This window comes from Pseudomonas monteilii NBRC 103158 = DSM 14164, from assembly GCF_000730605.1.
Classification (GTDB): Bacteria; Pseudomonadota; Gammaproteobacteria; order Pseudomonadales; family Pseudomonadaceae; genus Aquipseudomonas; species Aquipseudomonas monteilii.
In genome coordinates, this window is record NZ_BBIS01000003.1 from 70,062 (window position 1) to 93,143 (window position 23,082).

Consider the following 23,082-nt stretch of genomic DNA (forward strand, 5'->3'; position numbering starts at 1 on the left):
TGCTCGGACTCCACCCCGTGCCGGATACACCCCAGGAAAGAGGGCTCCATGATCCGCAGCAAACTGCCGAACGTCGGCACGACCATCTTCACCACCATGTCCCAGCTCGCCGTGCAGACCGGTGCGCTCAACCTGTCCCAGGGTTTCCCTGATTTCAACGGCCCGCAGGCCCTGCTCGATGCAGTGGGCCGGCATGTGGCTGCCGGGCACAACCAGTATTCGCCGATGACCGGCCTGCCGGCCCTGCGCCAGCAGGTGGCAGCCAAGGTCGAGCGCCTGTATGGCGCCAAGGTGGATGCGGACCAGGAAGTGACCATCACCCCCGGTGCCACCGAGGCGATCTTCTGTGCCATTCAGGCTGTGGTCCATGCGGGTGACGAGGTCATCGTCTTCGACCCTTGCTACGACAGTTACGAGCCGTCCGTGGAGCTGGCCGGTGGCCGCTGCGTGCATGTGCAACTCAGCGACGGCGACTTCCGCATCGACTGGCAGAAGTTCAGCGATGCCTTGAGCCCGCGCACGCGCATGGTCATCCTCAACTCGCCGCATAATCCCAGTGGCGCGTTGATTACCCGCGAAGACCTCGACCAGTTGGCGGCACTCATTGCCGACCGTGATATCTACCTGGTCAGCGACGAGGTCTACGAGCACCTGGTGTACGACGGCGTACGCCACGCCAGCGTGCTGGCCCATGAGCAGTTGTACCAACGCGCCTTCGTGGTCAGCTCGTTCGGCAAGACCTACCACGTGACCGGCTGGAAGACCGGCTACGTGATCGCGTCCCCGGCGCTGAGCGCGGAGCTGCGCAAGGTTCACCAGTACGTCAACTTCTGCGGCGTGACGCCTTTGCAATGTGCGCTGGCCGACTTCATGGCCGAGCACCCCGAGCACATCGATGAACTGCCGGCCTTCTACCAGGCCAAGCGAGACCTGTTCTGCGGTTTGCTGGACGGTTCGCGGTTCAGCTTCACCCGCACGGCGGGTACCTATTTCCAGCTGGTGGACTATTCGCAGATCCGCCCGGACCTGAACGATGTCGACATGTCGCTGTGGCTCACCCGCGAGCACGGTGTGGCGACCATTCCGGTGTCGGTGTTCTACCAGCAACCCATCCCCGAGCAACGCCTGGTCCGCCTGTGCTTTGCCAAACGAGAGGAGACGCTGCGTCAGGCAGCGGAACGACTATGCGCGATTTGAGCACACTGCCGAACCTGAGAGTCGCCCTGGTGCAAACCACCCTGGCCTGGCACGACCGCGAGGCCAACTATGCGCACTTCGAGGTGCTGCTGGAGCAGGTGGGCGAGGTGGACCTGGTAATCCTGCCGGAAATGTTCACCACTGGTTTCTCGATGCAATCGGAAAGCCTGTGCGAGCCGGAGAACGGCCCGACCTACAAGTGGCTGAAGGCCCAGGCGAAGAAATGCAACGCGGTGATTACCGGTAGCGTGATCATCCAGGCCGCTGACGGCAGCCACCGCAACCGCCTGCTGTGGGCGCGGCCGGATGGCGAAATTCTGCATTACGACAAGCGCCACCTGTTCCGCATGGCCGGTGAGCACAAGCACTACACCCCGGGCGAGCGCCAGGTCCAGTTCGAGCTCAAGGGCTGGCGAATTCGCCCACTGATCTGCTACGACCTGCGCTTCCCGGTGTGGAGCCGCGATGCCCAGGACACCGACCTGCTGCTGTACACCGCTAACTGGCCGGCTGCGCGGCGCCAACACTGGAACCGGCTGCTGCCGGCGCGGGGGATCGAGAACCTGTGCTATGTGGCAGCGGTTAACCGGGTGGGGACGGATGGCAAAGGCTTTGCGTATTCGGGCGATAGCCAGGTGCTGGACTTCCAGGGTGAGAGCCTGCTCAGTGCCGGGGAAGCGGACGGGGTGTTCACTGCAGTGTTGAGCGCGGCGGAGCTGGCGGCTTACCGGGCCAAGTTCCCGGCCAACCTGGATGCCGATACCTTCGAGCTTCACTGACGGCCTGAACTGGCCCTATCGCCGGCAAGCCAGCTCCCACAGGTACTGCACAGTATTCGAAATCTGTGAGGACCCTGTGGGAGCGGGCTTGCCGGCGAAGAGGCCGGCGCTGGTTACATTAATTTTCGATCAATACACATCCCGCCGATACCGGCCATCCTCGATCAGTTGCTGTACAGCAGCGTCCCCAAGCATGCCGTTCAGCGCAGCATCTACCCCCGCAGCCATCCCTTGCAGGCTGCCGCAGACATACACACAGGCGCCATCCGCCACCCAGCGTTTGAACTCCTCGGCCTGCTGCAGCAACACATCCTGCACATACACCTTCTCAGCCTGATCGCGTGAAAACGCGAGATCCAGCCGTGCCAGGTCGCCGCTGTCCAGCCAGCCTTGCAGCTCATCGCCACACAGCAGGTCATGCGCCCGGTTACGCTCGCCGAACAGCAGCCAGTTACGCTGCTCGCCAGCATTCACCCGCGCCCGAATCAGGCTACGCAGGCCGGCCAGGCCGGTGCCGTTACCGATCAGAATCATCGGTGCGGCACTTTCCGGCAGGTGGAAACCGCTGTTACGCCGCAGGCGCAGGCTCAAGGTGCCGTTCAGCGGCAGGTACTCGGTCAGCCAGCCCGAGCCCAGGCCCAGGTGGCCATCGGCGTGGCGTTCCTGGCGCACGATCAGCTCCAGCACGCCATCGCTGGCGATCGAGGCGATGGAGTATTCGCGGCTGCCGATCGGCACCAGTGCATCGATCAACGCCTGCGGCTGCAAGCCGATCAAGTGATCACGACGTGCCGGCAACTGGCGGCCAGCGAGGGCCTGGGCCAGGGTTTCGCTCAGGCCATTCACCTGCACCTTGGCGCTGGCGTCCAGCGCCAGGCCATTGAGGAAGGCGTCGACACGGGGCTGGCCATTGAGCGGTAGGATCTCCACCAGGTCGCCAGCCTCCCAGCTGGCAGGCGCTTCCGGTTGCAAGCCAAGCAGGTACACCGGCTGCCCTTGGCTGCCTGGGTTCAACAGTTCGCGGCGCACCAGTGACCAGTTGGCAAAGCTCGGCGGCTGCCAGGCGGCCACCGGCTGGGCGCCGGTCAGTTGCGCCAGTTCTTGCTGCCACTGCTGCAGCGCTGCCTGGTCGGCATTGTCCACTTCCACCGGGCTGAACGCGCTGCTGGCGCCGCGCTCACCCAGCCATGCCTGCAAGCGGCGGGCGAAGCCGCAGAAGTGCGGATACTGGCGGTCGCCGAGGGCGAGTACAGCGTAGCTGAGGTTGTTCAGCGCCCAAGGTTGGCCAAGCACCTTGCGCTCGAAGGCGCGGGCGCTGTCGGGGGCTTCGCCGTCGCCGAAGGTGCTGACCACGAACAGCGCGCGGCGGGCTTGTCGAAGGTCGTTTTCACCCAGTTCGGCCAGGGCGCGCACCTGTACCGGCATGCCCGCTGCTTGCAGCTGCCCGGCGCTCTGCCAGGCCAGTTGCTCGGCAAAGCCGCTTTGGCTGGCAAAACTGATCAGCCAGCTTTCGCCGCTGCCATTGTTGCTGGCAACGTTGCCACGGGCCTCGCGCACCTGGCGCTTCTTGCGGCGGCGGTCGAGGTATAGCAGCCAGCCGGTGACGAAGAACAGCGGCATGGTCAGGCTGGCGATGGTGACGATGATGCGGCCCGGCAGGCCGAAGTATTCGCCAACGTGCAGGGCGTAGACGCTTTGCAGCAGCTGGGCCTTGAAGGACTTATCGGTGTAGCGGTCGTGGTTTTTCACCTGTCCGGTGGCCGGGTCCAGCACCAAGGTGTTGAACGCGCGCGGGTGATCGGCGTTGTCCAGCAAGTAAAACAGGTTGGCAGGCTGGCCACCCGCCGGCGGCAGGCGCAGGTTATACATGGCCAGGCCTGGGCCGGCAGCGTTTTTGAGGTTGGCCCAGATCGCGTCATAGTCGACCACCAGCGGCGGGGCGTTCTTGTCGACTTTCTGCGGCCCGTGGCGGCCACGGCCTTCGCCGCGTTTTTGTTGCTGGCCCGCGGCCGGCTTGTCGGCCAGCAGCTTGTTCAGGCCTTCGCGGTACCATTCATAGGACCAGAACAGCCCGGTAAGGGCGAACAGCAGATAGAACAGCAGGCACCAGGTACCGGCCACGGCGTGCAGGTCCCAGTTGAAGGCTCGGCCTTTCTTCGCCCAGTCGAAGGTCAGCCAGGTGCGCCAGTCCAGTGCCTTGCGCGGCCAGCGCAGGTACAGGCCGGAGAGGCAGAAGAACACCAGCATCAGGGTGCAGGCACCGGTAATCTGCCGGCCGGTGTCGCCCATGGCCAGGAAGCGGTGCAGGTTGAGCATGAGGTTGAAGAAGCCTTGCCCGGCCACTTTGCCCTTGAGTTCGCCGGTGTAGGGGTCGGCATAGCGCAGCTCGCCACGGCGTTCGCCTGGTGGCGGCATGAAGAAGATCCGTGCGGCGTTGCCTTCACGCACGTCGACCCACAGCATCGACACCTTGTCGTGTTGCTGGGCCTCGACTCGCTGGACCAGCTCGGCTGGCGGCAGCACGCCTTCGGCGCGCACCTCTACCTTGAGCACATCGGCATTGAATGCGCGCAGCAGTTCTTCCTGGAACGAGTACAAGGCCCCCGTGATGCCCATCAGGGCCAGCACCAGGCCAGCGGTGATGCCAAAGAACCAGTGCAATTGGAACAGCGTCTTCTTCACCACGTCTCTCACCTTGTGTTGCTGCCGCTACCTGCGCGGCGTGCATTATGCCTTGATACGCAAAAGCCCCGCTCACTGGTATGAACGGGGCTTTGGGCTGCTGCGTTAGAAGTGAACGCTGGTGGTCAACAGTGCAGTCCGCCCGGCCGCCTGGTTGGCGAAGTGGGTGGAGAAGGCCTTGTCGTAGTACACCTCGTTGGTCAGGTTCTGCACGTTCAGCTGCAGGTCGACGTTCTTGGTCAGCTTGTAGGCCGCCATGGCGTCGTAGCGAACGTAGCTGTCGACCATGGTGGTGTTGGCTACGCTGCCGTACACGTCATCCACGTAGAACGCACCGCCACCGATGGTCAGCTTCGGCGTGATCGCGTAAGTGGTCCACAAGCTGGCGCTGTTGTTTGGCGTGTTCGGCAGTTGGTTGCCGTCGTTGGCCTTGCCCAGCGGGCCGCCGTCGATCTGGCGTGCCTGCATGTAGGTGTAGCCGGCGAACACCTGCCATTTATCGGTCAGCTTGCCGCTGGCAGACAGTTCAATACCTTGCACGCGGGTTTCACCGACGTTCTCGTAGGTGTTGGTGTTGACCTGTACCCGGGCGTTTTCTTTCTCGGTGCGGAACAGCGCCGCAGCCAGAGACAGGCGCTCGTCAAGCAGGTTCCACTTGGTGCCGATCTCGTAGTTGGTGGTTTCTTCCGGCTCCATATCGCTGGCAAGCAGATTCCCGTTGCGGTCAGGTGTGCCACCCAGCGGGTTGCCTTCGGTACCTTCGCCGAGCATGGTGCCTGGTGGCGTAGCGGAGGTGGCGTAGGACACGTAGATGCTGCCGTTTTCGGCCGGCTTCCACACCAGACCCAGTTGGCCGGTCACGAACTCGCTGACGTCGTTGCCTTTGGCAGTGGTGGTGCCAGCGGCGTTGTAGGTTTTGTAGTCGGTGTCGAAGTGGTCGTATCGCAGGCCCATGTTGACCAGCCACTCGGGGGTCAGCTCCAGGGTGTCGAATACATAGATCGCGCGGGTCTTGCTGTTGGTGGTGGTGCCAGCGTAGTTGCGCGAGATGGTGCCGTTCCACGGATCATCCGGGTTCGGGTTGCTCAGCGAGGTGCAGTTGTACCCGCTGGTGGAGCCGATCATGCCCGGGGTGCAGTTGGTATTGGCGCTGCCGCCTGGGACGGTGTCGGTGTCAACGGTGTAGCTGGAGCGCTCGCTTTCTTCACGGCTCAGCTCGATACCGGTGGAGAAGCTGTTTTTCAAACCACCGACATAGAACTCGCCGAACAGGTCGGTCTGGTTGGTGGTGGTGGCGGTATTACCCACCCGGGTGTTGGCACGACGCCACACGCTGCCGTTGTTGACGTTGCCCTTGCTGTCGTCAGGCTGGGTCAGGATGTAGTCCTGCATGCTGTTGCCGTGACGCAGGGTGTTCTTGATGGTCAGCGCGTCGGTCAGGTCGTGCTCGATGGCGAAGGTGGCGATGTCCACGCGGGTCTTGCGGAAGTCGCGACCGGTCAGGCCGTAGAAGTTATCGCTGTCGCCGCCGTCATTCGGTTTGCTCGGGTGCGCCGAGGTGCGCCCGGCGCTGCCGTTGGTCGGGATGGTGTAGGGGATGCTCGAATCCGGCAGGTCGTCGCTTTCCAGGTGGTAGTAGTCAAGGTTGACGCGGGTTGGCGTGCCCAGGCCGAAGGCCAGCGACGGGGCGATACCCCAGCGGTCGTAGTTGACCTTGTCGCGGCCGGCGACGTTGCTTTCGTGGGTCATCAGGTTCAGGCGGCCGGCAACGGTATCGCTGAACTGGTAGTTGCCATCGAAGGTGTAGCGCTGGGTCTGGTCGCTGCCCCAAGTCCAGGCGCCGTCGAGCGAGTTGCCAAGGTGCGCGCGCTTGCTCACCAGGTTGATGGTGCCGCCTGCAGCGCCACGGCCACCGATGGCCGAGTTAGGGCCCTTGGCCACTTCCACCGACTCGATGGCGAAAATTTCGCGGGTTTGCGCGCCAGTGTCTCGTACGCCGTCCAGGTAGGTATCACCCTGGGCATCGAAGCCACGAATGAACGGGCGGTCGCCTTGCGGGTTGCCGCCTTCGCCAGCACCGAAGGTAATGCCCGGCACAGTGCGCAGTGCGTCCTGCAGGGTCAAGGCATTGGTGTCCTTGATCACTTGCTGCGGGATCACGGTAACCGAGCGCGGGGTGTCTAACAGCGGCGCGGTGTACTTCTGCGAGGAGGCCTTTTCAACCTTGTAATCGGTGCTGGCTTGTTCAGCCTTGCCATTGACGCTGGTGGCGTCGAGGGTGATGGCGCTGGTGGCGGCCGGGTCGGCGGCGTAGACCGACGTGGCGCTAAGGGCGACACCGATGGCAGACACGATCAGGCGTGGCGAACTCACAGCAGATGGTACGGACTGGCGCATTGCTAAGGACCTTCCCCAAGGTGTTGAGGCGGCGGATCTTAATGTAAGCAATTGTGACTCACAATTGAGATTCGTTACCATTCGTGAGGAATTTACAATCTTTACAATTTGCCTTTACGGTTTCATCCAGCTGAAACGTCTTAAGCGGCGAATGGGGCTTGTGCAGCGCAAAAGGGAATCAATATCATTGGCGCCTTTACACTTCCTAACGGTGCTGCTGCCATGCTGCTTCACATCCCAGGCCTGTTCGACGCTGATGAGCTGGCCCGTATTCGCCAGGCGCTGGAGCAGGCCGACTGGGCTGATGGCAAGGCTACGGCTGGCTACCAGTCGGCCAAGGCCAAGCACAACCTGCAGTTGCCGGAAGGGCACCCGCTGGCCAAGGAGATTGGCAGCGCGCTGATCGACCGGCTGTGGAAAACTCCGCGCTTCATGTCGGCGGCCTTGCCACACAAGGTGTTCCCGCCGCTGATCAACTGCTACCGCGAAGGCGGCAACTTCGGTTTCCACATCGACAACGCCCTGCGCCAGCCCAAGGGCAGCCCGGAGCGGGTGCGTACCGACCTGTCTTCCACGCTGTTCCTCAGCGACCCGGACAGCTACGACGGTGGCGAGTTGGTGATTCAGGACACTTACGGCGTGCAGCAGGTCAAGTTGGCCGCCGGTGACCTGGTGCTGTACCCCGGCACCAGCCTGCACAAGGTAAACCCGGTAACCCGTGGCCAGCGTTACGCCGCATTTTTCTGGACCCAGAGCCTGGTGCGTGAGGACAGCCAGCGGACGCTGTTGTTCGAGATGGATAACGCTATCCAGCAATTGACTGCCGATGTGCCGGACCATCCGTCGCTGCTGCAACTGACCGGCACGTACCACAACCTGCTGCGCCGCTGGGCTGAGGTATGAGCCGTGTCCTACCAGTTGCGACGTGAGGAAGTGGTGGATGTGGCCGGTTTGCAGGCCATGCTGGAGGAAAGCCCCGGCAAGGCCGCTCAGGCGATTCTGGCGGCAGCGGGGCAGGGCGCGGTCGAGGCGCAGTTGCTGTTGGGGCAGATCCTGCTGGATGGCCGTGGAATCCAGGAGGATGCCACCGTGGCCCGGCGTTGGTTTGGCATCGCCGCACAGGGCGGCAGTGCCATGGCGCACAACATGCTCGGGCGTTGCCTGGAGCATGGTTGGGGCGGCGAGCCGAGCCTGACGCAGGCGGCCATCCACTATGCGCGCGCGGCTGATGCCGGTTTGGATTGGGGCCTTTACAATCTGGGCAACCTGCTGGCCACTGGTCGCGGGGTGCCGGCCAATCAGGCGCAGGCACTGATGTGCTACGAGAAGGCTGCGCAGATGGGGCATGCCAAGTCGATGAACCTGTACGGGCGTTACCTGGAGCAGGGCATTGCAACGGCGCCAAGCCCGGCGCGAGCGGTGCGCTGGTATCGGCGTTCGGCTGAGGCTGGGGATTTTCGAGGGATGTTCAGCCTGGCGCTGGTACTGGTAGAGCGCGGGCAGATGGCGGAGGCCGGGCAGTGGTTGGAGCGGGCGCGGGTTGAGGGGAACATGAATTTCCTGCGCGCTGCGTTGGTGACCTTGCAGGGCGCTGGGCCGGTGTTGATGGCCTTTGCGGGGCGGTATGCCGAGGAGATCGAACGGCGCGAAGACCGTTCCAATCCGACCGGTTGACGCGGTCAGGTGTAGGAGCGGCCTTGGGGGCACGCAAATAAAAACGAGGCCTTGCGGCCCCGTTCTGCATTACAGGTAGTAAGCCTTCAGCGGCGGGAAGCCGTTGAATTCCACCGCGCTGTAGCTGGTGGTGTAGGCGCCGGTCGACAGCCAGTACAGGCGGTCACCGATGGCCAGGTTCAGCGGCAGGCCGTACTTGTAGTTTTCGTACATGATGTCGGCGCTGTCGCAGGTCGGGCCGGCGATGACCACTTCTTCGGCTTCGCCTTTCTTCTCGGTCCAGATCGGGAACTTGATGGCTTCGTCCATGGTTTCGATCAGGCCGGAGAACTTGCCCACATCGGTGTAGATCCAGCGCTCGACGGCGGTACGCGACTTGCGCGCCACCAGCACCACTTCGCTGACCAGGATACCGGCGTTGGCAATCAGCGAACGGCCTGGCTCCAGGATGATTTCCGGCAGCTCGTCACCGAAGTCTTCCTTCAGGAAGCGGATGATTTCTTCAGCGTAGGTTTCCAGGCTGTTGGTACGGGTGATGTAGTTGGCCGGGAAGCCGCCACCCATGTTGATCAGCTTGAGCTCGATGCCGTCTTCTTCCTTCAGGCGCTCGAAGATCACCTTGACCTTGGCAATGGCAGCATCCCACACGCTGATGTCGCGCTGCTGCGAGCCCACGTGGAAGGAGATGCCGTAAGGCACCAGGCCCAGGTCGCGGGCGAGGATCAGCAGGTCCATGGCCATGTCGGTCTGGCAGCCGAACTTGCGGGACAGCGGCCAGTCAGCCGTGGTCGAGCCTTCAGTCAGGATACGCACGTACACTTTCGAGCCCGGTGCGGCCTTGGCGATGTTGCGCAGGTCGGCTTCGGAGTCGGTGGCGTACAGGCGCACGCCCTTCTCGTAGAAGTAGCGGATGTCCTTCGACTTCTTGATGGTGTTGCCGTAGCTGATACGGTCGGCGCTGACGCCACGGCCCAGCACTTTGTCCAGCTCGTAGATCGAGGCGATGTCGAAGCTCGAACCTTTCTCTTTGAGCAGGTCGATGATTTCGACGGCCGGGTTGGCCTTGACCGCGTAGTACACCTTGGCGAATTCGAAACCGGCGCGCAGGTCGTCATAGGCCTGGCTGATCATCTGGGTATCGATGAGTACGAACGGGGTTTCCTGCTTGTCGGCGAACGCCTTCATTTTCTGGAAGGTGTCACGCGCGAAATAGTCTTCGACCTGGATCGACATGCTCAGGGACTCCATGGGCAAACTGAAAGAATAAGTGGCTGCAAACTGAACGTCCTCCGTATCCCCACTTTGGTTCGCCTACTCAGTACTTGAGCCGGATGGATCGTTTCCAGCATGGACGTTCGGCGCGCACTTTAGGGCGTGAAGAATGCAGAATCAACAGGTAATCCGGGCGTGATCGGCGTGGATCGACGACCAGCCATTTGAATAGACGACCCATGTGACCGGCTGATGTTCCCCACGATGTTTCAAGCGTAAAAAATTGTGGAATAGACCGCATTGGGGCCTTCGCCGGTAAACCCGCTCCTACAGGGTTTTCGCCATTCCTGTGGGAGCGGGTTTACCCGCGAAAGGGCCAGGGGTGTTCATATTTATGGCCACATTTTCCTGGTACCCACGTACAGGAAATGGCTCATAAATTTTTTGTTACCGACTGGCGGATTTGCTGGTTTTGATGAGAAACATTACTATTCGCACCCTTGTCTGCCTCCCTGATGACCCCGACCGTGTCCGGACACAAAGGCTTCCTCGACCATTACCATGAGCTGATCGGCACCTGGACGCGCAAACTGCGCAGTCGTCAGCAGGCCGAGGACCTCACCCACGATGCCTTTGTCCGGGTACTGGAAAACCCGCGCGAACAGGTTGAGCAGCCGCGTGCCTACTTGCACCAGACCGCTCGCAACATTGTCGTGGATGGCTTGCGCCGCGAAGACCGCCGCCAGGCCCTGGAACTGGAAGCTTTCGACGATGGCGGTAGCGGCAGTGGCGACCCGGAGGCCTACGTGCAAGCCCTGGAGCTGGCCGACAGCGTCGAGCGGGCACTGGCCGAGCTGCCGCTCAACTGCCGGCAGGTGTTCATCTGGCAGAAGCTCGAAGGCCTTACCCAAGCCGAAATCGCCGAGCGCATGGGGTTGAGCAAGAACATGGTCGAAAAGTATATGATCCGCACGCTCCGGCACTTGCGTGAACATGTGGATGTGTCGGCATGAAGCGTCAGGAGACCTTTTCGATGAAACAGCACGGTACCGATACCGTCCGCGAGCAGGCGGCCGCATGGTTCGCCCGCGAGCAGGATGCGCCTCGGGATGCCGGGCTGCAGAAACAGTTGCGTGCCTGGTTGGCGAGCGACGAGCGCCACCGGGAAGAGTACGAACACCTCAGTCGCGTTTGGCAGGCCGCCAGCTTCATTCCACGCCAGCGCCTTGAAGCGCTGTGCCAGCCGGAACCGGTGCAGCAGCTGCCTCGTCGGCGCTTTGTGCGTCAGGCCTTGGCCGCCAGTGTTGCGGTGTTGGCGTTGGGGCTGGGCTGGGCCGGCTGGCACTACCAGCAACTGAACCATCAGGACAGCCTGCAGACTGCCTTTAACGAGCGCCGCCAGGTTGAGTTGCCGGATGGCACGCACCTGGAACTTAATGGCAACACACAGGTGCAGGTCGATTTCAGCGCCGGACAGCGGCATATCCGCCTGAGCGCCGGGGAGGTGATGTTCAGCGTCGCTCACGACAGCGCCAGGCCGTTCGTGGTCGACACCGCCCAGGGCCGTGTGACGGTAACCGGTACCCGCTTTGACGTTCGCCTGGACCCAGCCAGCACCCGGGTAGCGGTGGAGCAGGGTTCGGTGCGTGTGCAGGGCAAGGGAGCGTCACTTGCGCAGCTTACGGCCGGGCAGGGTTCGCAAATAGACGCACAAGGCGCGGTCACCGCACCTTACGCAGTCAATGCTGCCGCTGTGACCGCCTGGCGCCAGGGCAAGCTGGTGTTCGATAACGCGACCTTGGCCGAGGTAGTGGCTGAAGCCTCGCGCTACCGCAGCCAACCGTTGCGGGTTGCCCCGGGCAAAGTCGCCCAGATGCGCCTTTCCAGCACTTTCAGCACCGACGACACCGACGCGCTGCTGCGGGCCTTGCCGAGCATCCTGCCGGTGGCCATCAAGGCCCATGAAGACGGCTCCCGCGAAATAATTGCGAAATAGATTCAGGTTTTTTTCCACTCGTTCGTCTTCCTCGCCAGCTGCAACTGCCAAGCATTTCCATTTGCACGCGGTTGGCGTTTATTCCGCATTCAGGATGTTTCGACGACGTGAACAACAACAAACCTTTCCCACGTTTGCCCGCCCTGGCGCTGGCCCTGGCGGTCAGTGCCGTGGCCGTCAACAGCCAGGCTGCACAGGCCGGCAACACCATCCAGATCCAGGCCCAGCCGCTGGGATCGGCGCTGAGCCAGCTTGGCCAGCAGACCAACCTGCAACTGTTCTTCAGCCCCGAGTTGGTGGCTGGCAAGCAGGCCCCGGCGGTGTCCGGCAACTTGGCGCCGGTGCAAGCGCTGCAACAGTTGCTGCAAGGCAGCGGGCTGACCTTCGAGGTGTCCCAGGACACCGTTGTGGTAAAGCCGCTGCCGACTACCCTAGACTTGGGCAGTGGCAGCCTGGAGCTGGCGCCCACCGACATCAAGGTAGTCGGTGACTGGCTGGGCGATGCGCAGCAGAGCGTGGTGCAGAACCACCCCGGCGCACGCACCGTGGTGCGCCGCGAGGCGATGGTGGAAAAGGGCGCCATGAATGTGCGCGATGTGCTGCGTGGCATCCCGGGTGTGCAGGTGCAGGATTCCAACGGCACTGGCGGCAGCGATCTGTCGCTGAACGTGGGCGTGCGCGGCCTGACCTCGCGCCTGTCGCCGCGCTCCACCGTGTTGATCGACGGCATCCCGGCCGCGTTCGCGCCGTATGGCCAGCCTCAGCTGTCGATGGCGCCGATTTCCTCGGGCAACCTCGACAGCATCGACGTGGTACGTGGCGCAGGCTCGGTGCGTTATGGCCCGCAGAACGTGGGAGGGGTGATCAACTTCGTCACCCGGGCAATTCCGGAAAAGGCCTCGGCAGAGCTGTCCACCACCCTGGAAACCTCCCAGCACGGCGGCTGGAAGCACACCGAGTCGGCCTTCGTCGGCGGCACGGCAGACAACGGCATGGGTGTGGCACTGCTGTATACCGGCGTCAACGGCAACGGTTACCGTGAAAGCAACAACGGCAACGACATCGACGACGTTATCCTCAAAACCCACTGGGCGCCGACCGATGTCGACGAGTTCTGGCTCAACTTCCACTACTACGATGGCCGCGCCGACATGCCCGGTGGCCTGACCCAGGCCCAGTACGACAGCAACCCGTACCAGTCGCTGCGCGATTACGACTACTTCGCCGGTCGGCGCAAGGACGTATCGTTCAAGTGGCAACGCCAGCTCGACGATGCCACCCAGTTCGAAGTGCTGACTTATTACACCGACAGCTTCCGTGGCAGTGCCATCGCTTCGCGTGACATGAAGACCCTGTCGTCGTATCCGCGCAACTACCACACCTTCGCCATCGAGCCGCGTGTGTCGCGTATCTTCTTTGCCGGCCCGACCACGCAGGAAGTCAGTGTGGGTTACCGCTACCTGAAGGAAGCGATGCGTGAGCAGTCGACGCGCCTGGCGCTGATCGACAACGTGCCCACCGTGACCCCGACCTCCGACGGCCATGTGTTCCAGGACCGTAGCGGTGGTACCGAGGCCAGCGCCTACTACATCGACGACAAGATCGATGTGGGTAATTGGACCATCACCCCGGGCATCCGCTTCGAGCACATCAACACCGACTGGCGCGACCGCCCGGTGCTGGACGCCAACAACCGCCCGGTAGCGGAGAAGAAACGCAGCATCACCAGCAACGAGCCGCTGCCAGCGTTGAGCGTGATGTACCACATCTCCGATGCCTGGAAGGTGTTCGCCAACTACGAGACCTCGTTCGGCAGCCTGCAGTACTTCCAGCTGGGCCAGGGCGGCACCGGCAACAGCACGGCCAATGGCCTGGAGCCGGAAAAGGCCAAGACCTACGAGATCGGTACGCGGTATGACAATGGTGGTTTCGCCGGTGAGCTGACGGCGTTCTACATCGACTTCGATGACGAGTTGCAGTACATCAGCAACGATGTGGGTTGGACCAACCTTGGCGCCACCAAGCACCAGGGTATCGAAGCGTCGGTTCGTTATGACCTGGCCGGGCTGGACCCGCGCTTCGAAGGCCTGTCGGTGAACGGCGGCTACACCTACACCCGCGCCACCTATGAAGGCGAGATTCCCGGCTTCAAGGGCCGTGACCTGCCGTTCTACTCACGCCAGGTGGCCACTGCCGGCGTGCGTTACGAGGTCAACCGCTGGACCTGGAACCTGGATGCCTACGCCCAATCCAAGCAGCGTGCGCCGGGCACCGGGATCAACGCCGACGGCAGCTTCAATGGTGACTACATCACCGAGCCGAGTGCCGATGGGCAGTATGGCGATATTCCGGGTTACGTGACCTGGCATGCCCGTGGCGGGTATGAGTTCGGGCCAGAGATGTCCAACCTGAAGCTGGCGGCGGGGGTGAAGAACCTGTTCGACAAGCAGTACTTCACCCGTTCCAGCGACAACAATGCCGGCATTTATGTGGGTGAGCCGCGCACCTTCTATGTGCAGGCCAGTGTAGGGTTCTGATCTGAAATTGCCGGGGCGCAAAGCGCCCCTAGCAATTACGAAACCACCGCCTCAGCTGGCGAAACAATGCTGGTCTTAGCCCCCCGCGATCTTCCTGAACTCAGGTAAGCCGCAATCGACTCCTGCGTCACCTCGCCCAAGAACACCTGCTCGGCATCCAGCACCGGCAACCACGCCCTATTAAATTCGTACATCCGCGACAGCAGGATGCGCAAATGCTCATCATGCGACGCTGTGGCATTGAACGGCCGCAGGAAGTCACCACAGGTGCCTTGCTGGCGATGCATGTCGCGCCGGCGCACATACCCCAGCGCCTTGTTCTGCGCATCGGTCACCACCACATAGCGGCGGTCGTGTTCATCCAGCAGTTCCAGTGCATCGCTGACCGGCGTTTCCGGGCTCACCGACGGCGCGTTGTCCGCCGCATCCTCGGCACGTACCAGCAATAGGCGTTTGAGGGTGCTGTCCTGGCCAACGAAGTTACTGACAAACTCATCCGCCGGGTGCGCCAGCAGGGTGTCCGGGTGGTCCAGCTGCAGCAGCTTGCCGGCACGGAAGATGGCAATCTTGTCACCCAGCTTGATCGCCTCGTCGATGTCGTGGCTGACCATGATCACCGTCTTGTTCAGCGCCCGCTGCATCTCGAAGAACTCGTTCTGGATCATCTCGCGGTTGATCGGGTCGACCGCGCCGAACGGCTCGTCCATCAGCAGCACCGGCGCTTCTGCAGCCAAGGCGCGGATAACACCGATGCGCTGCTGCTGGCCACCGGACAGCTCACGCGGGTAGCGCTGCAGGTACTGCTTGGGCTCCAGCTTGATCATGTGCATCAGCTCGCGCGCACGCTCGTGGCACTTTTGCTTGTCCCAGCCGAGCAGGCGCGGGACCACGGTGATGTTCTCTTCGATGGTCATGTTGGGGAACAAACCGATCTGCTGGATCACATAGCCGATGTGCCGGCGCAGGGTCACTTCGTCCAGCCCGGTGGTGTCTTCGCCATTGATGAACACCTGGCCCGAGGTGGGGGTGATCAGGCGGTTGATCATTTTCAGCGTGGTGCTTTTGCCGCAGCCCGAGGGGCCGAGGAACACGCAGATTTCCCCTTCGTTGACGGTGAGGTTTACCGCGTCGACGGCTTTCACGTCCTTGCCGTTGACGTTGAAGGTTTTGCTGAGGTTCTTCAGTTCGATCATGAGCGCAGTCCTTCTGGAGTCAGGGCACGTTGCAGGGTTTGCAGGAGCAGGTCGGCAATGATCGCCAGCAGGCTGACCAGCACGGCGCCGACCAGCAGCATCGACATGTCGCTGCGGCTGATGGAGGTGAGGATGAGCACACCCAGGCCGCCGGCGCCGATGGTGGCGGCGATGGTCATGACGCCGATGTTCATGACCACGGCGGTGCGCACACCGGCGAGGATCACCGGCACGGCGATGGGCAGCTCGACCATGCGCAGGCGCTGGCCGAAGGTCATGCCGATGCCGCGTGCGGCTTCACGGATGCCGGGCTCGACGTTGGTCAGGGCCAGGTAGGTGTTGCGCATGATCGGCAGCAGCGAATAGAGGAACACGGCAGTGATCGCCGGGAGTGGTCCAAGGCCTTGGCCGAACTTGGAATAGAACGGCAGCAGAAGGCCGAACAGGGCAATGGAGGGGATGGTGAGCAGCACCGTGGCGCTGGCCTGCAATGGGCCAGCGAGGGCCGGGAAGCGCGTCATCAGAATGCCCAGCGGCACCCCGACGAGGATCGCCAGGCCTACTGCTATGCCCACCAGCATGATGTGCTGCCAGGTCAGTTGCAGCACCTGGGCCCAGTCCAGGTGGCTGAAGGTATCGATCAGGTTCATGGCTGGCCCTCGCTGTTCAGTGGGTGCTCACGCAGGAAGGCGGCGGCGACGGCGGTCGGGTTCTGGTGCTCGACGTCGACCTTGGCGTTGAGCTGGCGCATGGTTTCGTCATCCAGCTGCTCGGCCAGCGGCTTGAGCAGGCCGGCCAGTTGCGGGTTGGCGTCGAGCACCGCCTTGCGCACCACCGGGGCGGCGGTGTAGTCCGGGAAGTAGTGTTTGTCGTCTTTCAGCAGCTTGAGGTCGAAGGCGTTCAGGCGGCCATCGGTGGTATACACCAAGCCAGCGAACACCTGGTTGTTGCGCATGGCCGTGTAGACGAGGCCGCCGTCCATCTGGCGGATGTTGCGACGGTCCAGCGGCAGGCCGTACATCTCGCGCAGGCCGACCAGGCCGTCGGGGCGGTTGGCGAACTCGGTGTCCAGCGCCACCAGGTGGGTGCGCTGGCTTTCGTCATGCAGCACCTGGCTGAGGTCGCTGATGGTGTTCACCTGCGGGTAGGCTTCGGCCACTTGGCGGGGCAGGCCCAGTGCGTAGGTGTTGCTGAACTTCGACGGGGTCAGCCAGATCAGGTCCTTCTTGGCATCCAGTGCCTTTACCCTGGCGAAAGTGGCTTCGGCGTTGGGCATGCGCTCGTCGATGTGGTTATACGACACCAGCGACACGCCCGTGTATTCCCACATCAGGTCGAGCTGGCCGGTCTCCTGGGCCTGGCGTGCGATGTTGCTGCCAAGGCCGGTGGTGACACGCACGTCGAAGCCATTGGCACGCAGGTATTGCGCGGTGATTTCGGCGAGCACGGTCTGTTCGGTGAATACCCGCGCGCCGATGCGCACCAGCGGTTTTTCAGCTGCTTGGGCAAATCCTGCGAACAGCAGGGCCGCGCCCAGCAGCAAGGCGATTCTTTTCTTCATACGTTCCCTATCCTTATTGGGCCAGGCCACGTTCCAGCCAGCGCTTGCTGGAGAAACTCACCGCTGCGTCCAGCACCAGGGCCAGCAGCGCGGTGCACGCGGCGCCCAGCAGCAGCTGTGGCTGGTTGTTCAGGGCGATGCCGGGGAAGATCAGGCTGCCCAGGCTGTTGGCACCGATCAGGAAAGCCAGGGGCGCGGTGCCCACGTTCAACGCAAGGGCCACGCGAACACCGCCGACAATGATCGGCACGGCGTTGGGTAATTCCACCTGCCAGAGTTGCTGGCGCGGGGTCATGCCGATGCCGGTGGCGGCTTCCTTGAGCGAGGCGGGGACGTTTTTCAGGCCCTCGTAGGTGTTGCGCACGATGGGCAAGAGAGAGGCGAGGAACAGTGCGAAGATCGCAGGCCCGGCGCCGATGCCCAGAATACTCAGGGCGATGGCCAGAACGGCCAGGGGAGGGATGGTGTTGCCAACGTTGAAGAACTGCATGAAGCGCTCGGCTTTGTCGACCCGGTGCGGTCGACTGAGCGCAATGCCAGCGGGGATGCCCACGGCCAACGCCGCCGCCATCGAAGCCAGCACCAGTACCAGGTGCGCTTGCAGGTAGAACCCAAGATCGTCGCGATAACGCGTGATCGTGTCGATGCCGATCCAGTGGATCAGCAGGGCCAGGATGACGAGCACGGTGGCGCATCCCAACAGCCCTTTTCCGTAGCGTTTTGCCACAGGCGGACTCCTTGTGTAGTCGGCGAGCACACTTCTTTTTTGCCGGCCAGGCCTGGCGGCGGATGGTGTGTTCGCGAGTAGCAGCTTGATACACGCCGAAGGCTGCGATCAGGCCATGAGCCGAACCCCGTCGGGCCCGAAAATGCTGATGAAACCGATCCCCAACCGAAGCGGGTTGCAGGGGAGTGGACGTCTCCGTGGGTGTAAAGGTTCCCATCTGAGGCGGCATTTGGCCAGCGTTAATCACTGGGGTTATGGAAATCTCGCGCGATAAATAAGTGCTTTTTCTACATCAAGGCGTTGAATTACCTGCCATCGCGACGTCCATCGCGTGGCTCAGGATCGGCATGGAAATTTTTTCACATAAGTGCCAGGCGATCGGTTTTCGTTGTTGTTGAGATCGAGCGCCGCCCGCGCGGCGCTCGATCTCGAAGTCGACAAACGGCTACCGAAAAGCACCTTGGATTTTCGTCCCCGCTCAACTTCAGGTATGATATCGCCCCTTTTTGAATCCCCCAGTCAGGCGATTTCCCATGACCAACCAGGCCGCCGAAGTCGCGAAGCGCCGCACTTTCGCAATCATTTCCCACCCCGACGCCGGTAAGACCACCATCACCGAGAAGCTGCTGCTGATGGGCAAGGCCATTGCTGTCGCCGGTACCGTGAAGTCGCGCAAGTCCGACCGCCACGCCACCTCCGACTGGATGGAAATGGAGAAGCAGCGCGGCATCTCCATCACCACCTCGGTGATGCAGTTCCCGTACCGGGAGCACATGATCAACTTGCTCGACACCCCCGGCCACGAAGACTTCTCGGAAGACACCTACCGCACCCTGACCGCAGTGGACTCGGCGCTGATGGTGCTCGACGGCGGTAAAGGGGTTGAGCCGCGTACCATCGCCCTGATGGACGTATGCCGCCTGCGCGATACGCCGATCGTCAGCTTCATCAACAAACTCGACCGTGACATCCGCGACCCGATCGAACTGTTGGACGAGATCGAAGCCGTACTGAAGATCAAGGCCGCGCCGATCACCTGGCCGATTGGTTGCTACCGCGACTTCAAAGGCGTGTACCACCTCACCGGCGACTACATCGTGGTGTACACCCCTGGCCACGGCCATGAGCGCACCGAAGCCAAGATCATCCAGAAGCTGGACTCGGACGAAGCCCGCGCACACCTGGGTGACCAGTACGACTCGTTTGTCGAGCAGTTGGAGCTGGTGCAGGGCGCCTGCCATGAGTTCAACCAGGAAGAGTTCATCAACGGGCAGCTGACCCCGGTGTTCTTCGGTACTGCACTGGGCAACTTCGGTGTGGATCACGTGCTCGACGCCGTGGTCGACTGGGCGCCGCGCCCGCTGGGCCGCGTTGCCCACGAGCGTACCGTCGAGCCTGTGGAAGAGAAGTTCACCGGCTTCGTGTTCAAGATCCAGGCGAACATGGACCCGAAACACCGCGACCGTATCGCCTTCATGCGCATCTGCTCGGGCAAGTACGAGAAGGGCATGAAGATGCGCCACGTGCGCCTGAACAAGGACCTGCGTATCGGCGATGCGCTGACCTTCTTCTCCTCCGAGCGTGAACAGCTGGAAGAGGCCTTTGCCGGTGACATCATTGGCCTGCACAACCATGGCACCATCCAGATCGGTGACACCTTCACCGAAGGCGAAGCGCTGGGCTTCACCGGTATCCCGCACTTCGCCCCGGAGCTGTTCCGTCGCGTGCGCCTCAAGGACCCGCTGAAGTCCAAGCAGCTGCGCCAGGGCTTGCAGCAGCTGGCTGAAGAAGGTGCTACCCAGGTGTTCTTCCCGGAGCGCAGCAACGACATCATCCTCGGTGCGGTCGGTGTGCTGCAGTTCGACGTGGTCGCCAGCCGCCTGAAGGAAGAGTACAAGGTCGAGTGCGCCTACGAGCCGATCACCGTGTGGTCGGCCCGCTGGATCAGCTGCGACGACAAGAAGAAGCTTGAGGAATTCCAGACCAAGGCCATGGAAAACCTGGCCATCGACGGTGGCGGTCACCTGACCTACCTGGCGCCTACCCGGGTCAACCTGTCGCTGATGGAAGAGCGCTGGCCGGACATCAAATTCCGCGCTACCCGCGAGCATCACTGATAATTGAGCATGGGGCCGCCAAGCGGCCCCTTTTCAATTCCCGGCTTTGATACTGGTCCAGATCCGCGTGCGAATGCGGTCGATCTTCGCCGGCATCGCCTCCAGCGCATACAGCTTGCCCATCACATCCTCGCTTGGGTAAATCATCGTATTACCCTTCATCGCGGGGTCCACCAGCCCGTCCGCCTTCAGGTTGCCGTTGGCGTACTGCACATGGTTGCTGATGTTGGCCATCACGTCCGGCTGCAGCAGGTAGTTCATGTAGGCATACCCGGCTTTTTCATCCGGAGCATCTGCCGGCATGGCCACCATGTCGAACCACATGGGCGCGCCTTCCTTGGGGATCGAGTAGCCCACCTTCACCCCGTTCTTCGCTTCTTCGGCACGGTTCTTCGCCTGCAGCACATCCCCCGAGAAACCTACCACCACGCAAATGTCGCCGTTGGCCAGGTCGCCGGTGTACTTCGATGAGTGGAAGTAGCTGATGTACGGGCGTACCTGCATCAGCAGTGCCTTGGCCTTGTCGTAGTCCGCCGGGTTCTGGCTATGGTGTGGCAGGCCCAGGTAGTGCAAGGCAATTGGCAGCAGTTCAGGACCGTTGTCCAGCACGGCAACGCCACAGCTTTTCAGCTTGCTCATGTACTCGGGCTTGAAGATGAGGTCCCACGAATCAACCGGTGCATTGTCGCCGAGCACCGCCTTGACCTTGTCGATGTTGTAGCCGATGCCGGTACTGCCCCACAGGTACGGGAAGCCGTACTGGTTGCCCGGATCGTTTACCTCCAGTGCCTTGAGCAGCACCGGGTTGAGGTTTTGCCAGTTGGGCAACTGCGACTTGTCCAGGCGCTTCAGGGCCTTGCCCTGGATTTGCCGGGCCATGAAATGGTTGGAGGGGAACACCACGTCGTAGCCGGAGTTGCCGGTCATCAGCTTGCCATCGAGGGTTTCGTTGCTGTCGTACACGTCGTAGGTGGGCACGATGCCACTGGCCTGCTGGAAGTTTTTCAGCGTGTCGGGGGCGACGTAGCTGGACCAGTTGTAGATCTTTACCGTTTCGGCGGCGCCGGCCACGCTGGCGGCCAGCATCAGGGGAGCGAGAAGGAGCGTGCGCATGTCGGGGTTACCTTGCTTTGTCTGTTGTTATCGAAGGCAGGCGATCAGCGGATCAGAAGATAAGGACGTAGGTCTTGCGCACGGTATCCTGGATGTCCCAGATGCCAGTGCTGTTGGCCGGTAGCATCAATGCGTCTCCGGCTTCTATGACCAAGGGTTCGCCACCGTCGGGGGTGAAGGTGCAGCGGCCCTTGATGAAGTGGCAGAACTCCTGTTGCACGATCTGCCGGCGCCAGCGCCCGGGGGTGCATTCCCAGATGCCGGTTTCCACGCCGTCGCTGCGCTCCACGCAGGTGACCGACGTCACGGCTACGGGTTCGCCAAGCGGTACCGCGACCGGGTTGCTGCTGTCGAGCACGGCGCTGTCAGTGTTCTTGAACTGGGTGATGCTCATGACCGGTGGATCCTGTGTATGGAAAAGGGAAGTCAGTGCATGAAGCCTTCCATGAAGTCCGCAAGCGAGCTGGCCAGGCGCCGCCTCCAGGGCGCGCTGGCGGGGTTGGCGAGGGTCCGGTCCTCGTGGACGAAGCTTTGGATGATGGCGTTGTAGCCCAGCCAGCGGCAGGGTTCGGGTGGCCAGCTGGCCAGGCTGGAAACCGGGCGGTTGTCGAGCACCCAGGGCTGCGCGGTCAGTTCGTTGTGCTGGTTGAGGATCAGCGCTGCAAGTGTGCGCCCGCCCAGGTTGGTGGCGCCGACTCCTTCGCCGCCGTAGCCGCCAGCCAGGGCGATGCCGCGCTGGCGGTCGCACAGCATGTGCGGGCGGAAGCGTCGGGCCATGCCCAGGTTGCCCCCCCAGGAGTGGGTGATGCGTACGTGTTTCAGTTGCGGGAAAAGCTCGCTGAACAGGTAACGACGCAGTTCGACTTCATGCGCGTCAAGGTTGAAGTTTTCGCGCAGTCGGCCGCCGAAGCGATAGCCTCCGCGGGCACCGAATACCAGGCGGTTGTCGGCGGTGCGCTGGCCATAGGTGACCTGGCGGCTGCTTTCGCTGAAGGCCTGGCCTTGGCTCAGGCCGATCTGCTCCCAGGTCGAGTCCGGCAGTGGTTCGGTAGCGACCAGCAGGCTCTGTACGGGCAACTGATGTTTGCCCAGTGGCGGAAGGCTGGCAGCGTAACCTTCCACGGCGGGCACTACCCACTGGCAGCGAATTCGTGCCAGCGGCGTGCGCACCTCGCCGGGCTGCCAATCGATGGCCGGCGTGTTTTCATAGATCGGCACGCCCATCGCCTCCACTGTTCGAGCCAAGCCGCGCACGAGTCTGGCCGGCTGGATGGTCGCGGTGTGCGGGCTGTAGATGGCGCCAAAGGCATTGCTGACCCGCAGTTGGGCGTCCAGTTGCTCGGGGCGCAGCCAGCGGTAGTCGTCTTCGGTCATGCCTTGGCGATACAGATCGTCCAGGTAGGCGCGCAGGCTGCGTTCCTGCTCCGGGTAGCGTGCGGCGCAGTACAGCACGCCGCCTTTGCGGTAGTCGCAGTCGATCCCTTCGCGTTGCAGCACACGCTGTACTTCATCGGGAATGCCGTGCAGCAGGTCGATGCTGGCGCGGCGCTGTTGTGGCGACAGAGTGGCCAGCAGGCGGTCTTCGCCCAGCAGGTTGCCCATCAGCCAGCCGCCGTTGCGCCCGGAGGCGCCGAAACCGGCGATGTTGGCGTCGATCACCGCGACGTTGAGCTGCGGGGCCTGGCGCTTGAGGTAGTAGGCAGTCCACAGGCCGGTGTAGCCGGCACCGATGATGCACACGTCCGCAACCAGGTCTTCACGCAGGGCCGGGCGAGCGCACAGTGGCTCGTCGAGCTGGTCCATCCACAGGCTGAGCGTGCGCAGGGGTTGCATCGGCTTGGGCTCCACATCCGTCAAGGTCTGTGGGCGATCCTAGTGGGCTGTGCGAGCGGCTGTC

At 62.5% G+C, this 23,082-nt stretch carries 18 protein-coding genes; 8 read left to right on the forward strand and 10 right to left on the reverse strand.

The genetic code is table 11. The features are described 5' to 3' along the window. Window positions 1-48 precede the first annotated feature (48 nt). Window positions 49-1,197, forward strand: a complete 1,149-nt coding sequence (locus PM2_RS00890) for a pyridoxal phosphate-dependent aminotransferase (RefSeq protein ID WP_016713194.1) — start codon at window positions 49-51, stop codon at window positions 1,195-1,197. Continuing rightward, window positions 1,185-1,976, forward strand: a complete 792-nt coding sequence (locus tag PM2_RS00895; RefSeq protein ID WP_019098669.1) for an amidohydrolase — start codon at window positions 1,185-1,187, stop codon at window positions 1,974-1,976. The genes PM2_RS00890 and PM2_RS00895 overlap by 13 nt, the downstream gene beginning before the upstream one ends. A gap of 129 nt (window positions 1,977-2,105) precedes the next feature. Here PM2_RS00895 and PM2_RS00900 read toward each other — a convergent pair whose 3' ends face one another. Then, entirely contained in the window at window positions 2,106-4,661 is a 2,556-nt protein-coding gene (locus PM2_RS00900) for a PepSY domain-containing protein (RefSeq protein WP_016713192.1), read from the reverse strand. Window positions 4,662-4,763: 102 nt separating this feature from the next. After that, entirely contained in the window at window positions 4,764-7,055 is a 2,292-nt protein-coding gene (locus tag PM2_RS00905; RefSeq protein ID WP_028698932.1) for a TonB-dependent receptor, read from the reverse strand. A gap of 222 nt (window positions 7,056-7,277) precedes the next feature. Here PM2_RS00905 and PM2_RS00910 point away from each other — a divergent pair, with 222 nt between their 5' ends. Together PM2_RS00910 and PM2_RS00915 are read left to right on the forward strand one after the other, a co-directional pair. Next, window positions 7,278-7,958, forward strand: a complete 681-nt coding sequence (locus tag PM2_RS00910) for a Fe2+-dependent dioxygenase (protein WP_016713189.1) — start codon at window positions 7,278-7,280, stop codon at window positions 7,956-7,958. Window positions 7,959-7,961: 3 nt separating this feature from the next. Beyond that, window positions 7,962-8,729, forward strand: a complete 768-nt coding sequence (locus PM2_RS00915; protein ID WP_016713188.1) for a tetratricopeptide repeat protein — start codon at window positions 7,962-7,964, stop codon at window positions 8,727-8,729. Window positions 8,730-8,798: 69 nt separating this feature from the next. Here the strand turns inward: PM2_RS00915 and PM2_RS00920 are convergent, their stop codons facing one another. After that, entirely contained in the window at window positions 8,799-9,962 is a 1,164-nt protein-coding gene (locus tag PM2_RS00920) for a type III PLP-dependent enzyme (protein ID WP_016713187.1), read from the reverse strand. Between the two features lie 494 nt (window positions 9,963-10,456). Here PM2_RS00920 and PM2_RS00925 point away from each other — a divergent pair, with 494 nt between their 5' ends. The 3 genes from PM2_RS00925 (at window position 10,457) to PM2_RS00935 (ending at window position 14,474) form a co-directional block, all read left to right on the forward strand. After that, window positions 10,457-10,954 (forward strand): sigma-70 family RNA polymerase sigma factor, encoded by a 498-nt coding sequence (locus PM2_RS00925; RefSeq protein WP_016713186.1) that lies wholly within the window; start codon window positions 10,457-10,459, stop codon window positions 10,952-10,954. Between the two features lie 20 nt (window positions 10,955-10,974). After that, complete coding sequence (locus PM2_RS00930; RefSeq protein WP_016713185.1) at window positions 10,975-11,937, forward strand: FecR family protein; 963 nt, start codon at window positions 10,975-10,977, stop codon at window positions 11,935-11,937. Window positions 11,938-12,044: 107 nt separating this feature from the next. Further along, a complete protein-coding gene (locus PM2_RS00935; RefSeq protein WP_016713184.1) occupies window positions 12,045-14,474 on the forward strand; it encodes a TonB-dependent siderophore receptor in 2,430 nt (809 codons plus the stop codon). A 35-nt stretch (window positions 14,475-14,509) separates the two neighbouring features. On the opposite strand, the gene PM2_RS00940 is transcribed toward PM2_RS00935, so the two are convergent. The 4 genes from PM2_RS00940 to PM2_RS00955 are packed head-to-tail and all read right to left on the reverse strand — an operon-like array spanning window position 14,510 to window position 17,955. Continuing rightward, complete coding sequence (locus PM2_RS00940) at window positions 14,510-15,667, reverse strand: osmoprotectant ABC transporter ATP-binding protein OsmV (protein WP_016713183.1); 1,158 nt, start codon at window positions 15,665-15,667, stop codon at window positions 14,510-14,512. Beyond that, window positions 15,664-16,317 (reverse strand): ABC transporter permease, encoded by a 654-nt coding sequence (locus tag PM2_RS00945; RefSeq protein WP_016713182.1) that lies wholly within the window; start codon window positions 16,315-16,317, stop codon window positions 15,664-15,666. The genes PM2_RS00940 and PM2_RS00945 overlap by 4 nt, the downstream gene beginning before the upstream one ends. Further along, complete coding sequence (locus tag PM2_RS00950) at window positions 16,314-17,228, reverse strand: glycine betaine ABC transporter substrate-binding protein (protein ID WP_016713181.1); 915 nt, start codon at window positions 17,226-17,228, stop codon at window positions 16,314-16,316. Before PM2_RS00950 ends, PM2_RS00945 begins: the two co-directional genes overlap by 4 nt. 13 nt (window positions 17,229-17,241) lie before the next feature. Beyond that, window positions 17,242-17,955: an ABC transporter permease gene (locus PM2_RS00955; RefSeq protein ID WP_028698933.1), complete on the reverse strand. Its 714-nt coding sequence runs from the start codon at window positions 17,953-17,955 to the stop codon at window positions 17,242-17,244. Between the two features lie 533 nt (window positions 17,956-18,488). On the opposite strand from PM2_RS00955, the gene PM2_RS00960 reads away from it, so the two are divergent. Continuing rightward, window positions 18,489-20,072 carry a peptide chain release factor 3 gene (locus tag PM2_RS00960; protein ID WP_016713179.1) on the forward strand — a complete coding sequence of 528 codons (1,584 nt, stop codon included), beginning with the start codon at window positions 18,489-18,491 and terminating at the stop codon, window positions 20,070-20,072. A 33-nt stretch (window positions 20,073-20,105) separates the two neighbouring features. On the opposite strand, the gene PM2_RS00965 is transcribed toward PM2_RS00960, so the two are convergent. From PM2_RS00965 to PM2_RS00975, 3 genes are read right to left on the reverse strand one after another with little or no spacing between them, the layout of a single operon-like run. Continuing rightward, on the reverse strand, window positions 20,106-21,185 hold the full coding sequence (locus tag PM2_RS00965; RefSeq protein ID WP_016713178.1) for a polyamine ABC transporter substrate-binding protein: 1,080 nt from the start codon (window positions 21,183-21,185) through the stop codon (window positions 20,106-20,108). 52 nt (window positions 21,186-21,237) lie between these two features. After that, entirely contained in the window at window positions 21,238-21,579 is a 342-nt protein-coding gene (locus PM2_RS00970) for a cupin domain-containing protein (RefSeq protein WP_028698934.1), read from the reverse strand. A 32-nt stretch (window positions 21,580-21,611) separates the two neighbouring features. Continuing rightward, window positions 21,612-23,018, reverse strand: a complete 1,407-nt coding sequence (locus tag PM2_RS00975; RefSeq protein ID WP_028698935.1) for an NAD(P)/FAD-dependent oxidoreductase — start codon at window positions 23,016-23,018, stop codon at window positions 21,612-21,614. Between the last annotated feature and the right edge of the window lie 64 nt (window positions 23,019-23,082).

Coding starts and splice junctions, on each gene's coding strand:
- PM2_RS00970 (WP_028698934.1), bottom strand. CDS start 21,579: ATGAGCATCACCCAGTTCAAGAACACTGACAGCGCCGTGCTCGACAGC.
- PM2_RS00940 (WP_016713183.1), bottom strand. CDS start 15,667: ATGATCGAACTGAAGAACCTCAGCAAAACCTTCAACGTCAACGGCAAG.
- PM2_RS00905 (WP_028698932.1), bottom strand. CDS start 7,055: ATGCGCCAGTCCGTACCATCTGCTGTGAGTTCGCCACGCCTGATCGTG.
- PM2_RS00975 (WP_028698935.1), bottom strand. CDS start 23,018: ATGCAACCCCTGCGCACGCTCAGCCTGTGGATGGACCAGCTCGACGAG.
- PM2_RS00890 (WP_016713194.1), top strand. CDS start 49: ATGATCCGCAGCAAACTGCCGAACGTCGGCACGACCATCTTCACCACC.
- PM2_RS00895 (WP_019098669.1), top strand. CDS start 1,185: ATGCGCGATTTGAGCACACTGCCGAACCTGAGAGTCGCCCTGGTGCAA.
- PM2_RS00965 (WP_016713178.1), bottom strand. CDS start 21,185: ATGCGCACGCTCCTTCTCGCTCCCCTGATGCTGGCCGCCAGCGTGGCC.
- PM2_RS00950 (WP_016713181.1), bottom strand. CDS start 17,228: ATGAAGAAAAGAATCGCCTTGCTGCTGGGCGCGGCCCTGCTGTTCGCA.
- PM2_RS00920 (WP_016713187.1), bottom strand. CDS start 9,962: ATGTCGATCCAGGTCGAAGACTATTTCGCGCGTGACACCTTCCAGAAA.
- PM2_RS00930 (WP_016713185.1), top strand. CDS start 10,975: ATGAAACAGCACGGTACCGATACCGTCCGCGAGCAGGCGGCCGCATGG.
- PM2_RS00960 (WP_016713179.1), top strand. CDS start 18,489: ATGACCAACCAGGCCGCCGAAGTCGCGAAGCGCCGCACTTTCGCAATC.
- PM2_RS00910 (WP_016713189.1), top strand. CDS start 7,278: ATGCTGCTTCACATCCCAGGCCTGTTCGACGCTGATGAGCTGGCCCGT.
- PM2_RS00925 (WP_016713186.1), top strand. CDS start 10,457: ATGACCCCGACCGTGTCCGGACACAAAGGCTTCCTCGACCATTACCAT.
- PM2_RS00945 (WP_016713182.1), bottom strand. CDS start 16,317: ATGAACCTGATCGATACCTTCAGCCACCTGGACTGGGCCCAGGTGCTG.